Source organism: Nitrosomonas nitrosa (genome assembly GCF_003051105.1).
Taxonomy (GTDB): Bacteria; Pseudomonadota; Gammaproteobacteria; order Burkholderiales; family Nitrosomonadaceae; genus Nitrosomonas; species Nitrosomonas nitrosa.
Genome location: NZ_QAOO01000047.1, coordinates 1 through 12,622, shown reverse-complemented (window position 1 = coordinate 12,622; position 12,622 = coordinate 1). Strand labels below are relative to the sequence as shown.

At 43.8% G+C, this 12,622-nt stretch carries 9 protein-coding genes and 1 tRNA gene; all 10 read right to left on the bottom strand.

The features are described 5' to 3' along the window. Window positions 1-220: 220 nt before the first annotated feature. On the bottom strand, window positions 221-4,471 hold the full coding sequence (gene rpoC / locus C8R30_RS14960; protein WP_090672442.1) for a DNA-directed RNA polymerase subunit beta': 4,251 nt from the start codon (window positions 4,469-4,471) through the stop codon (window positions 221-223). 52 nt (window positions 4,472-4,523) lie between these two features. Further along, window positions 4,524-8,597: a DNA-directed RNA polymerase subunit beta gene (gene rpoB, locus C8R30_RS14955; protein ID WP_090672439.1), complete on the bottom strand. Its 4,074-nt coding sequence runs from the start codon at window positions 8,595-8,597 to the stop codon at window positions 4,524-4,526. Between the two features lie 193 nt (window positions 8,598-8,790). Continuing rightward, window positions 8,791-9,168, bottom strand: a complete 378-nt coding sequence (gene rplL / locus C8R30_RS14950) for a 50S ribosomal protein L7/L12 (RefSeq protein ID WP_090672436.1) — start codon at window positions 9,166-9,168, stop codon at window positions 8,791-8,793. 84 nt (window positions 9,169-9,252) lie between these two features. Beyond that, window positions 9,253-9,768 (bottom strand): 50S ribosomal protein L10, encoded by a 516-nt coding sequence (rplJ, locus tag C8R30_RS14945; RefSeq protein ID WP_090672433.1) that lies wholly within the window; start codon window positions 9,766-9,768, stop codon window positions 9,253-9,255. Window positions 9,769-10,066: 298 nt separating this feature from the next. Beyond that, the gene (gene rplA, locus C8R30_RS14940; RefSeq protein ID WP_107790492.1) at window positions 10,067-10,762 is read right to left on the bottom strand and encodes a 50S ribosomal protein L1; all 696 of its coding nucleotides are present in this window, start codon (window positions 10,760-10,762) and stop codon (window positions 10,067-10,069) included. Between the two features lies 1 nt (window position 10,763). Next, window positions 10,764-11,195 carry a 50S ribosomal protein L11 gene (rplK, locus tag C8R30_RS14935; RefSeq protein WP_090672427.1) on the bottom strand — a complete coding sequence of 144 codons (432 nt, stop codon included), beginning with the start codon at window positions 11,193-11,195 and terminating at the stop codon, window positions 10,764-10,766. Window positions 11,196-11,305: 110 nt separating this feature from the next. Then, window positions 11,306-11,839 carry a transcription termination/antitermination protein NusG gene (gene nusG, locus C8R30_RS14930; RefSeq protein WP_090672424.1) on the bottom strand — a complete coding sequence of 178 codons (534 nt, stop codon included), beginning with the start codon at window positions 11,837-11,839 and terminating at the stop codon, window positions 11,306-11,308. A 22-nt stretch (window positions 11,840-11,861) separates the two neighbouring features. Then, window positions 11,862-12,206: a preprotein translocase subunit SecE gene (gene secE, locus C8R30_RS14925; RefSeq protein ID WP_090672421.1), complete on the bottom strand. Its 345-nt coding sequence runs from the start codon at window positions 12,204-12,206 to the stop codon at window positions 11,862-11,864. 162 nt (window positions 12,207-12,368) lie between these two features. Next, a tRNA-Trp gene (locus C8R30_RS14920) sits at window positions 12,369-12,441 on the bottom strand. An 86-nt stretch (window positions 12,442-12,527) separates the two neighbouring features. Continuing rightward, window positions 12,528-12,622: EF-Tu C-terminal domain-related protein (locus C8R30_RS14915; protein WP_072445389.1), on the bottom strand; the 95-nt coding region annotated here is incomplete at its 5' end.

Here is a 12,622-nt window from a genome sequence, read left to right as displayed (position 1 = left end):
TCCCGAGCATCTAGGCATAATCCCCTCTACTTCTTCTACTCCTCAAAATCACTTAACAAGCCTACTTTCTTATCCATAGCCATGTCAAGGTTTTTAATACAAGAAGCATTCCACTTCAAAGCGAGACTAACGGTTTCTTGAGAAAGTAAAATAGTAATTTCCGTCTGTATTTTACCCTTCATGGCCCAGTCATTCCATAAAAATAACAAAGAATCACATTCTACGAGATATCATTATTAGTAGAGACAGAAGATTCTTCGCTCATTTCTGCTACAGCTTTCTCAGATAAACTTATTCCTGTCTGAGTATTTGAAAGTAGTCTTTGCTTCTTACGGATACTGTGAAAGGATAATCCAGTACCTGCAGGAATAAGTCTGCCAACGATTACATTTTCTTTTAATCCACGTAAATCATCCCTTTTCCCCATGATTGCTGCTTCGGTTAACACCCGGGTAGTCTCTTGGAAAGAAGCGGCCGAGATAAACGAGTCAGTTGAAAGAGATGCTTTCGTGATACCCAACAGCATATATTCATAAGTAGCGGGCGTTTTATTCTCAGCAAGTAATCTTTCATTCTCAGCCAAAACATCGGCGCGTTCTACCTGCTCACCTGGAATAAAAGCCGAATCTCCAGCATCCGTAATTTGTACACGACGCAGCATTTGCCGAACGATAACTTCAATATGCTTATCATTGATTCTCACACCCTGTAAACGATAAACATCTTGTACTTCATCAGTGATATAGCGTGCTAACGCTTCCACGCCTTGCAATCGAAGTATATCCTGCGGATCAGCAGGTCCATCAACTATCGTTTCACCTTTATTGACGACTTGACCATCATGTGCCATGACGTGCTTGTCTTTAGGGATCAGATACTCATGCGAGATATTATCTAGATCAGTGATGACGAGACGCTGTTTTCCTTTTGTATCTTTACCAAAAGATACGGTTCCAGTGACCTCTGCTAATAACCCAGCATCTTTGGGCGATCGCGCTTCAAATAGCTCTGCCACGCGAGGTAATCCGCCAGTAATATCACGTGTCTTTGAAGTCTCTTGCGGTATACGCGCCAACACTTCGCCTACACTCACCTGCTGTCCATCGCGTACCGAAATGATAGAACCAATTTGGAAAGTAATACTAACTGGCAAATCACTGCCCGCCACTTTGATTTCCTTTTCTTCTTCATCCAAAAATTTAACCAATGGACGCAATCCCTTAGATTGAGCGGCACCACGGCGCTTTGGATCAATTACGACCAGGGTGGATAATCCGGTTATATCATCAATTTGCTTGGCTACGGTGACACCTTCTTCAACATTCTCAAATCGTACCTTACCACTATATTCCGCAATAATAGGTCGTGTATGCGGGTCCCAAGTTGTTAGTACTCTGCCGACTTTAACCGCTTCACCATCGTGAACTAACAGGGTTGCGCCATAAGGTACTTTATGGCGCTCGCGCTCTCGACCATTCTCATCATAGACGATCACTTCTCCGCTACGTGAAATAACGATTAGCTCTCCACGCGCATTTTTTACATAACGCATGGTGTGCGAATAGTGAATGATGCCATTTGACTTGCTCTCAACCTGGCTGACGACCACAGTCCTAGAAGCGGCACCACCGATATGGAATGTACGCATAGTTAATTGTGTGCCAGGTTCCCCGATCGACTGTGCCGCAATTACACCTACTGCTTCTCCCACGTTTACCGCCGTACCGCGCCCTAAATCACGTCCATAGCACATGACGCAAAGCCCGTAGCGTGTTGCACAGGTAAGCGGAGTACGTACTTTCACCTCATCAATCCCGTAAGCTTCAATTTTCTCAACGGCATCTTCATCAAGCAATACGCCCGCAGAAAATACAACTTCTTGGTTCTCTGGGTTTATGACGTCTTGCGCAGTGACGCGGCCAAGTATCCGTTCCCTCAGTGCTTCAATAACCTCGCCACCTTCGACCAGCGCTTTCATCACCACCCCGTTATCGGTACCACAATCTTGCTCGGTAATAACGAGATCTTGAGTTACATCGACCAAACGGCGAGTCAGATAGCCAGAATTTGCTGTTTTAAGTGCCGTATCAGCAAGTCCCTTACGTGCGCCATGCGTCGAGATAAAATACTGGAGAACATTTAAGCCTTCGCGAAAATTAGCTGTAATTGGTGTTTCAATGATCGATCCGTCTGGTTTGGCCATGAGACCCCGCATACCTGAAAGCTGACGAATCTGGGCTGCCGAACCCCGTGCTCCTGAATCAGCCATCATATAGATCGAGTTGAACGATTCCTGCATAACGGGTTTGCCATTTTCATCTTTTTTGATTGCACCCGTTGCTGGATCGTGAACGGGTTCCACACTTAACTGATCCATCATCGCCTTAGCAACCTGATCGCCAGCTCTCCCCCAAATATCAACCACTTTATTATAGCGCTCACCTTGTGTTACCAGCCCCGATGTATATTGAGCAGCTATTTCTTGTACTTCTTTCTCAGCCTTGCTAATGATATCGGTTTTCTGAACTGGCGTGAGCAGGTCATCCGCACAGATCGAAATACCTCCTCGTGTAGCAAAAGAAAAGCCCGAATACATCAGCTTATCTGCAAAAATAACAGTTTCGCGTAAACCGCACAAACGGAAACTAGCATTGATCAGTTTTGAAATTTCCTTTTTCTTTAATACCTTATTGATCAATGCAAAAGGCAGTCCGTTCGGTAAAATTTCTGACAATAAGGCGCGCCCCACTGTCGTTTCATAGCGTACTATTTTTTCTACCTGCGTCCCATCCTCTCTTGCCTTCTCGATTTCTTTTATCCTGACGATTATTTTGGCATTGAGCTCAACTGAATGATTCTCGTATGCGCGTGATACTTCTGCCACATCATGGAACATCATGCCCTCACCCTGAGCATTGATTTTTTCTCGGGTCATATAGTAGAGCCCAAGTACGATATCTTGTGAAGGGACTATGATAGGATCACCATTTGCAGGCGATAGAACATTATTCGTAGACATCATCAGGGTACGGCATTCCATTTGCGCCTCAAGCGATAATGGAACATGGACTGCCATCTGGTCTCCGTCAAAATCCGCATTGAACGCGGCACAAACCAGCGGGTGTAATTGGATCGCTTTACCTTCAATCAATACGGGCTCAAAAGCCTGAATGCCCAAGCGATGCAACGTGGGGGCCCGATTGAGCATTACGGGATGCTCTCGAATTACGTCTTCTAATATATCCCATACCACCGGGCTCTCATTTTCCACCTCACGTTTTGCTGCCTTAATAGTACTCGCAATACCTAACGCTTCAAGCTTATTGAAAATAAAGGGCTTGAATAACTCAAGCGCCATTTTTTTAGGTAAGCCGCATTGGTGTAATTTAAGCTGAGGGCCCACTACGATCACCGATCGTCCAGAGTAATCGACACGCTTACCCAATAGATTTTGTCGGAATCGCCCTCCTTTACCTTTAATCATATCTGCGAGTGATTTCAGCGGACGTTTGTTCGCACCGGTCATCGCTTTGCCACGGCGCCCGTTGTCAAGTAACGAATCGACAGCCTCTTGCAACATCCTTTTCTCATTCCGCACAATGATCTCTGGTGCTCTAAGCTCCAGTAAACGCTTTAATCGATTGTTTCGATTAATCACTCGGCGATATAGATCATTTAAATCTGAAGTTGCAAAACGCCCACCGTCCAATGGTACAAGTGGTCGCAACTCAGGCGGTAATACAGGTAAAACTGTTAATACCATCCATTCAGGCTTCATCCCTGATTTGTTAAACGCTTCGAGCACTTTCAAACGCTTTGCAATTTTTTTAATCTTTGTTTCAGATCCAGTACTTTGCATTTCGCGGCGAAGTGATTCAATTTCTGCCGTAATATCCATATTGTTCAACAAATCACGGATACCTTCTGCGCCAATACTTGCGGAGAAATCATCTCCATATTCTTCAGTCTTATTGAGATAATCCTCTTCAGTCAATAATTGGCAGCGAGAAAGGGGAGTCATACCAGGTTCCGTTACAACGTATGCTTCGAAATAGAGCACTCGCTCAATATCTCGCAATGTCATATCCAATACCAAACCTAATCGTGATGGCAATGACTTCAAGAACCAGATATGCGCTACCGGTGAGGCTAACTCAATATGCCCCATGCGCTCGCGTCGAACCTTTGATAAGGTAACCTCTACGCCGCATTTTTCGCAAATCACCCCTCGGTGCTTGAGTCGCTTATATTTCCCACATAAGCACTCATAATCTTTCACTGGACCAAAAATCTTGGCGCAAAACAATCCATCTCTTTCTGGCTTAAAGGTACGGTAGTTTATTGTTTCGGGTTTCTTTACTTCACCGTACGACCAAGAGCGTATTTTCTCTGGAGAGGAAAGACCAATCTTAATTGAATCAAACTCTTCTTTCTGAGTAACTTGTTTAAATAAATCAAGCAACGCTTTCATCTGTCACTCCCGTTAATCTATAGGCCAGCCTAAAATAATTTCAATCTAAATTTCAATGTTGCTCTAAATCAATGTCCATACCCAGAGATCGAATTTCTTTTACCAACACATTAAATGATTCTGGCATTCCCGCATCAATTTTGTGATCTCCCTTGACGATACTCTCATATACTTTAGTACGACCATTTACGTCATCAGATTTGACGGTCAGCATTTCCTGCAGTGTATAAGCAGCACCATAGGCTTCCAACGCCCAAACCTCCATTTCACCAAAACGTTGACCGCCAAATTGGGCTTTACCGCCCAATGGTTGCTGAGTTACTAAACTATAAGGACCGGTTGAGCGGGCATGCATTTTGTCATCAACCAAATGATGAAGCTTAAGCACATGCATGTAACCTACGGTAACTGGTCGATCAAAAGCAGCGCCTGTCCTGCCATCATAGAGGGTTACCTGCCCTGATCTTGGCAAACCAGCCAATTCGAGCATATCTTTTATTTCATCTTCGGTGGCACCATCGAAAACTGGCGTAGCGAAAGGAACCCCGTCGACCAAATTTTTTGCGAGCTCACGTATTTCGTCATCATTCAATGACGTGACATTCTCCGATTTACCGCTACTATTATAGATTTTATCGAGAAAGGCCCTAAGCTCCGCAACTTCTCTTTGTTCACGCAGCATGTCATTAATCTTCTTACCTAGCCCTTTGGATGCCCACCCTAGATGCACCTCCAAAATTTGACCAACGTTCATACGTGATGGAACACCGAGAGGATTAAGTACAATATCAACGGGTGTGCCATCGGCCATATAAGGCATATCTTCTACAGGTACAATTCTTGAAATGACCCCCTTATTTCCATGGCGCCCAGCCATTTTGTCGCCCGGTTGTAGACGGCGTTTAACAGCGACATACACTTTGACCATTTTCTGCACACCAGGCGGCAGTTCATCACCTTGCGTGAGTTTCTTTTTTTTCTCGTCAAAAGCCAAATCAAACATTTTTTGCTTTTGCGCCATACTATCTTTTATTTGCTCTAGCTGTACGCTTGCATCTTCGTCGACCAAGCGGATATCAAACCAATGATGTGGGTCGATATTCTCCAAATACTCTTTGCCAATCACCGTTCCTTTAGCGAGCTTCTTGGGTCCTCCCGTTGCAGTCTTACCGATAAGCAAACGCTCAATTCTCGTGAAAGCATCTGCTTCCACAATACGCATTTGATCACCTAGGTCTTTTTTGAAGCGAGCTAACTCATCATCGATGATCTTCTTAGAGCGCTTATCCCGCTCAACACCTTCCCGTGTAAAAACTTGAACATCGATGACGGTACCCGAAATACCGGATGGAACACGTAATGAAGTATCCTTAACATCTGATGCCTTTTCACCAAAAATAGCGCGCAGCAATTTCTCTTCTGGCGTTAATTGTGTTTCACCTTTTGGCGTGACTTTGCCCACTAGCACATCACCTGCTTCCACTTCAGCACCAATATGGACGATACCAGACTCATCTAGGCGTGCGAGCTGCCGTTCGGATAAATTCGGTATATCGGCGGTAATTTCTTCTGTTCCTAGCTTGGTATCTCGGCTGACTACCGATAATTCCTCGATATGTATGGAGGTAAAGCGATCATCCGACACGACGTGCTCGGAAATTAGAATGGAGTCTTCAAAGTTATAGCCATTCCATGGCATAAAAGCGACGAGCATATTTTGACCCAATGCCAGCTCACCCAAATCGGTAGAAGCGCCATCCGCAATAACATCATCCCGCGCCAAAACATCTCCGACTTTCACCAGAGGACGCTGATTAATATTGGTATTCTGATTTGAACGGGTATACTTGATCAGATTATATATATCAACGCCCACTTCTCCCGCGCGCGTCTCGGCATCATGGACACGCACGACAATCCGACTTGCGTCAACGTAATCTACAATCCCACCGCGAATAGCGCGTACGGCTGTACCAGAATGGACTGCAACAACTCTCTCAATTCCAGTACCGACCAGCGATTTTTCTGCACGCAAGCAAGGCACTGCCTGACGCTGCATATTTGAACCCATTAGCGCACGATTAGCATCATCATGCTCTAAAAACGGGATCAATGAAGCAGCTACAGACACAATCTGAGCTGGCGCCACATCCACGTACTCTATCTGATCTTTTGGTGCCAAAGTAAATTCATTCTTATGGCGACACGATACAATTTCATCCACGAAGCACCCATTCATATCAAGCCTGGCATTGGCTTGCGCAATCATATACTGGCTTTCCTCGATCGCAGATAAATATATGATCTCATCCGTTACCTTACCATCTATTACTTTTCGGTAAGGCGTTTCAATAAATCCGTATTCGTTAGTTTGTGCATAAAGCGCTAACGAATTAATTAAACCGATATTCGGTCCCTCTGGCGTTTCAATTGGACACACGCGACCGTAATGAGTTGGATGGACATCACGCACCTCAAATCCAGCACGTTCACGCGTCAACCCTCCTGGCCCCAACGCAGAAATACGTCGTTTATGTGTAACTTCTGATAGCGGGTTTGTTTGATCCATGAATTGAGATAATTGGCTAGAGCCAAAAAATTCACGAGCAGCCGCTGATACGGGTTTGGCATTAATCAAGTCGTGCGGCATTAAATTTTCTGATTCCGCCTGACTCAGCCGCTCTTTAACGGCTCTTTCAACCCGGGCTAATCCAGCTCTAAATTGATTCTCAGCGAGTTCCCCTACTGAACGTACACGGCGGTTTCCCAAATGATCTATGTCGTCGATTTCGCCACGCCCATTGCGTAATTCAACCAAAATCTTGATGACATCAATAATATCCTGATTGGATAAAGTTGAAGAACCTGTGAGTTCTGAACGACCAACACGTCTGTTGAATTTCATGCGCCCCACGACTGACAAATCATAGCGCTCAGGTGAATAAAACAAACCAGCAAATAAAGCAGCGACAGCTTCTTCAGTAGGCGGCTCCCCAGGGCGCATCATCCGATAAATCGCCACCTGCGCAGACGTCTGATCTACCGTCTCGTCTATTCTCAGTGTCTGAGAAATAAATGGCCCGTAATTTAAATCATTTATGTACAGCGTACTTATTTTATCGATCCCAAGCTGCTTGATTTTTGTCAGCAGTACCTCGGTGAACTCATCGTTGGCTTGAGCAACGATCTCCCCCGTTTCTTTGTCGATAATATCCTGAGCTAAGATTTTGCCAAGCAAAAATTCCTCTGGCACAACGATCTGTTTTAAGCCAATTTGCTGTAATTCGCGGACGTGTTTTGCCGTGACCCGCTTGTCCTTCTGAACAATCACTTTACCTTTATCATCCACTATATCGAAACTTGCTGTCTCCCCACGTAGACGTTCGGGCACCAAATCAAATAAAATTTCGTTATCGGTAAAATAAAAGTGATCAAAAACAAAAAAATCAGCAAGAATCTGCTCTGGGGTGCACCCCATTGCTTTTAATAAAGTCGTCACCGGCATTTTTCGCCGACGATCAATACGGAAATAAACGTAGTCTTTAGGATCGAACTCAAAATCGAGCCAAGAACCTCGGTAGGGAATAATTCGCGCAGAAAAAAGTAATTTACCAGAAGAATGTGTTTTTCCGCGATCATGTTCAAAAAACACGCCAGGAGAACGATGTAATTGAGAAACGATTACACGCTCTGTCCCATTGATGACGAATGAGCCGGTATCGGTCATCAGAGGGATTTCCCCCATGTAGACTTCTTGCTCTTTAACTTCCTTTACTGTGGGTTTAGAAACTTCTTTATCGAAAATAGTCAACCGTACTTTGGCTCGTAGAGGAGAAGCGTACGTTAACCCACGTTGTTGACACTCTTTTACATCAAACGCCGGCGCACCTAGAGAATAACTTATAAAGTCGAGGCGTGCATTCTTAGAATGGCTTTCTATCGGAAAAATTGAATTAAACGCAGCCTGCAACCCTTGATTAATGCGCTTATTTGGCGCAACATGTTCTTGTAAAAATGCTGCATAAGATTCAAGCTGAGTAGCTAGAAGAAAAGGAATAGGAAGAACACTAGCACGTTTAGCAAAGCTTTTTCGGATACGTTTTTTTTCGGTGAACGAATAGTTCATCAATTTTCTCCAGGCGCAGAAGATTGAAGATTAAATAGCCAGCTTGTTTTTTATCTATCTAAACAAACATTTACAAACCACCGCTGTAAATGAATAGAATTTTTTAGATAAACGATAAAATACAAACCATAAAAGAAAGTAAAGGCCGGCAGCACACTTCCTCTCTGCCAGCCAATATCTTCTATCAGAATAGTTACTTGATCTCGCAAGTTGCTCCGGCTTCGGTTAGTTGCTTTTGAATTGCTTCGGCATCTGCTTTGGCAATCCCTTCTTTTACAGCTTTTGGAGCGCCATCAACCAAATCTTTCGCTTCTTTCAAACCTAAACCTGTTACAGCACGAACAACTTTAATCACATTCACTTTGTTGTCACCTGCAGCGGTTAGAATAACAGAAAATTCTGTTTGCTCTTCTGCTGCCGGAGCAGCAGCGGCAGAAGGTGCTGCGACAGCTACAGCAGCAGCTGCTGCCGAAACACCAAATTTTTCTTCCATGTTTTTGATTAACTCAGACAACTCTAACACTGTCATGTTAGCAATTGCATCTAAAATCTCTTCTTTGGCTATAGCCATTTTTTTCTCCTAACAGTAAATGATATTCTGGATAATTTTAGAGATACTTATGAATCGTTCTACATAAATTTGTAATCGGACACATTATTTCTGGTCACAGATTGCCGCTAATCCGCGTACAAATCTTGTTGGTACTTCATTAAGTGTTCTCACAAATTTGGTTATAGGCGCCTGTAGCGTCCCCATCAGTTTGGATAATAATTCGTCCCTACTTGGCAAACTAGCCAAAGCAGCAACTTCTTTACTCGTCAATACAGCCCCTGCCATTGCGCCCGCTTTGATGACAAACTTATCATTGCTTTTTGCGAACTCATGTAATACCTTGGCAGTGGCTACTGGATCAGATCCGATACCATATGCTAAAGGCCCCACCATCTGATCAGATAGGCCAGAATAAGGTGTATTCTCTACAGCACGGCGCACAAATGAATTTTTGATTACTCGAAAATAGATTCCGTGCTCACGTGCTTTTGCTCGCAACTGAGTAAAGTGACTTACCTCCAATCCTCGATATTCGGCAAGAATAATCGCCTGCGCGTTCGCAAGTTGAGTACTCACTTCAGCAACTATCGCCTTTTTCTGTTCAAGATTAAGACTCAAGATACATTCTCCATATGAAACGCATAAGAAATATCGGAATAATCGCGATATCCTCCATACTATAAAAATCGGCGATCTTAGTCAGGAGAAAAAAAACCTGCTCTGGATACGCCATCTGCGTTGGGTATCTTCGTGGATATACCTAATAAACTTCTCTCATTGAGAAAATTTGGCAACTCACCGACAATTAAGCTTCAGCTAAATAAATGAACATAGCGCCCTATCTATGATAGCCTACCCGCCCCAACGGTCTTTGATAACCTATTGACTAAACGTCAATAGCCCAAAGCCTATAAAATCAATGCGCTATGCCTACATGATCAACACGCACACCCACCCCCATAGTGCTGGATAGGGTTACTCTTTTTAGATATACCCCTTTCGATGTAGACGGCTTAGCTTTATTGAGCGCATCAATTAAAGCCATGATATTGTTTTTAATGGCATCCACCCCAAATGAGGCTCTGCCAATCGTACAGTGTACAATACCCGCCTTATCCGCTCTAAATTGCACCTGCCCTGCCTTAGCATTTTTTACGGCAGTAACGACATCCGGTGTAACCGTACCCACTTTCGGATTAGGCATAAGACCCCTTGGCCCTAGTATTTGCCCCAATTGACCGACAATACGCATTGCATCTGGGGTCGCGATCGCAACATCAAAATTAAGCTCACCAGCTTTAATCCGCTCTGCAAGATCCTCAAAACCAACGATATCAGCCCCCGCATCTTGCGCTTCTTTAGCCTTGTCTCCTTGTGCAAAAACAGCCACGCGCACAACTTTCCCTGTACCTTCAGGTAAAACGACCGAGCCACGAACCGCCTGATCAGACTTTCTTGCATCAATACCTAAATTAATCGCAACATCAACGGATTCATCAAATTTTGCTGTTGCTGTTTCTTTTATTAGTGATATCGCTTCAGCCAATGCGTAAATTTTATTTCGATCGACCTTATTATTTATTGATTTATATCGCTTAGAAATATGCGCCATTTTATACCCCCTCTACCTCTACACCCATACTTCTCGCGCTACCTGCGATCGTTCTAACCGCAGCATCTATATCAGCGGCAGTTAAGTCCGGCATCTTTAATTTAGCAATTTCTTCTGCCTGACTTCGCGTCAATTTACCCACTTTGTCTACATGTGGCTTAGAACTTCCCTTACTTATACCCGCAGCTTTCTTGATCAACACCGATGCCGGTGTTGTTTTCATAATAAAAGTAAAGCTTTTATCTGCATAAGCAGTAATAATCACAGGAACGGGTATACCCGGCTCCATTTTCTGGGTAGCCGCATTAAATGCTTTGCAAAACTCCATGATATTAAGCTGACGCTGCCCAAGAGCAGGGCCTATAGGCGGGCTTGGATTCGCTTTTCCGGCGGGTATTTGCAGCTTGATGTACCCTATAATTTTTTTTGCCAAAATTATTCTCCTGTTTGGGTCTTATCGAGCGCCTATGGCACTCTCCCCTCTAAATACAAACAATAGTAAATAACAATCACTCTGACGATTGTGATCTTTTCTCAATAAATTTAAGATTTTTCGACCTGATCGAAATCCAGCTCAATAGGCGTAGGACGACCGAATATCGACACAGACACCCTTAATTTACTTTTATCGTAATTAACCTCTTCAACATTACCATGAAAATCTGTAAACGGACCCTCTTTAACCCTAACCGCCTCACCAATCTCAAATAGAATTTTAGGTTTAGGCTTTTCAACGCCTTCTTGTATTTGATTGAGTATTCCCTGCACTTCCTTTTCACTGATTGGCGTAGGTTTCATCAACGACCCCCCCACGAAACCACTTACTTTAGCGGTATGCTTTACCAAATGCCAGGTATCATCCGTCATTTCCATTTCAATCAAAACATACCCAGGAAAAAATTTTCTTTCACTAATATTCTTCTGGCCACCCTTAATCTCCATCACTTCTTCTACTGGAACCAAAATTTGGCCAAACTTATCCTCCATTCCAGCACGGGCTATCCGTTCTTGCAGGGCACGCTTAACACTATTTTCAAAACCGGAATAGGCATGAATTACATACCATTTTTTACTCATTCTATCACCTGGATCATTTCACTTACCCCTCTTGATCCATCACATACCTTACTATTGCCATCAAACCCGCATCTACTAGCCAAAGAAAAATTGCCATGGCCACAACAAACGCAAATACAACAGCGGCAGTCTGCATGGTCTCCTTTCGATTAGGCCAGACCACCTTCCGTGTTTCCTCTACAGATTCTTTGCTAAAAACATAAAACTGCCTACCTTGATCGGTATACCAAGCTATTACAATTGCTAAAACAATACTGAGCAGCAATACCAGAACGCGAATAACCGTTGCACTGTCGCGCAAATAGTAAAAACCCACCACACCTGCCATCACTGACAGAACAGCCAGTATTAGCTTAATTTTATTCACTCAAACACCATCCTAGACAATAGAAGTCCGCTATTTTTTCAGTTTCGACAAGGAATTTAGATAGATCGCTAAGAAAATCTCGAATATTCTTGAGAAAAAAGATCCACTTCCAATTTTTTTCAACCCAAACCCATCATTCCTAATGAGCCAGCTGATATAGGGCAGGCCAGGAGGGCATCGAACCCCCAACCTTCGGTTTTGGAGACCGACGCTCTGCCAATTGAGCTACTGGCCTATTTTTTACATACCAACACTTCATTCTTAGCGCTATCTTTATAGACAAGACACGTGAATTATACCAAGAAGACTAAAAGATCATTGCTACTCGATAATTTTTGCAACAACACCCGCTCCAACGGTCCGACCGCCTTCACGAATCGCAAAACGCAAACCTTCTTCCATCGCAATCGGTGCAA

Excerpts from the sequence above, each read along its gene's own strand:
- rpoB (WP_090672439.1), bottom strand. The coding sequence starts at position 8,597 with ATGAACTATTCGTTCACCGAAAAAAAACGTATCCGAAAAAGCTTTGCT.
- rpoC (WP_090672442.1), bottom strand. The coding sequence starts at position 4,471 with ATGAAAGCGTTGCTTGATTTATTTAAACAAGTTACTCAGAAAGAAGAG.
- nusG (WP_090672424.1), bottom strand. The coding sequence starts at position 11,839 with ATGAGTAAAAAATGGTATGTAATTCATGCCTATTCCGGTTTTGAAAAT.
- rplL (WP_090672436.1), bottom strand. The coding sequence starts at position 9,168 with ATGGCTATAGCCAAAGAAGAGATTTTAGATGCAATTGCTAACATGACA.
- rplA (WP_107790492.1), bottom strand. The coding sequence starts at position 10,762 with ATGGCGCATATTTCTAAGCGATATAAATCAATAAATAATAAGGTCGAT.